Origin of the sequence: Vibrio sp. HENC-03, assembly GCF_000305755.2 — a bacterium.
Taxonomy (GTDB): domain Bacteria; phylum Pseudomonadota; class Gammaproteobacteria; order Enterobacterales; family Vibrionaceae; genus Vibrio; species Vibrio owensii.
Map to the genome: position 1 here is coordinate 1 of NZ_JH976062.1, position 946 is coordinate 946.

General features: G+C 50.5%; 1 protein-coding gene. It reads right to left on the reverse strand.

The features are described 5' to 3' along the window. The coding region (locus tag VCHENC03_RS27935) for a Calx-beta domain-containing protein (RefSeq protein WP_009704428.1) at positions 1 to 946 on the reverse strand (946 nt) is incomplete at both ends.

Below are 946 nucleotides of genomic sequence, written 5' to 3' on the forward strand. Positions count from 1 at the left end.
GCCACCATTGCCATCAGCAACAAGGTACTTAGCGTCGTAGTCAACATCAGAAGTCGCGGTACCATCAGTCGATAGGTTCAGTACGACATCTTCACTCACTGGCTCACTAAGGCTGATCGTGTACTCAAGGTAACTGTCATCACCTTCGGTGACATCGCCTCCAGTACTCACGGTCAGCTCTGCGGTTGCGTCTTTATCGACACCGTTTGCTTGGTCATCAAGGATGTTCGCTGTCGCACTGTCAGACTTGGTGCCGGTGACTTTACCGCTGGTCGTCGATGCAGTCAGCTCAACGCTTTCAGAGTTCTCCGTTACCGCATCGTCTTTTACTTGAAGGTAAACTTTGAACTCAGTTTCTCCAGCCGCGATCTTCAATTCATCAGCCGTGATTTCACGGTAGCCACCATTACCGTCAGCAACAAGGTACGTCGCGTCGAAGTCAACATCAGAAGTCGCTGTACCACCCGTTGATAGGTTAAGTACGACATCTTCACTCACTGGCTCACTGAGGCTGATCGTGTACTCAAGGTAAGTGTCATCACCTTCGGTGACATCGCCTCCAGTACTCACGGTCAGCTCTGCGGTTGCGTCTTTATCGACACCATTTGCTTGGTCATCAAGGATATTTGCTGTCGCGCTGTCTGTTTTGGTGCCAGTGACTTTACCGCTGGTCGTCGATGCAGTCAGTTCAACACTTTCAGCGCTCTCAGTCACCGCATCGTCTTTTACTTGAAGGTAAATTTTGAGCTCCGTTTCCCCTGCGGCGATCTTCAATTCATCAGCCGTAATTTCACGGTAGCCACCATTGCCATCAGCAACAAGGTATGTGGCATCGTAGTCTACGTCAGAAGTCGCAGTGCCACCCGTTGATAGGTTAAGCACGACATCTTCACTCACAGGCTCACTGAGGCTGATCGTGTACTCAAGGTAACGGTCATCACCTTCG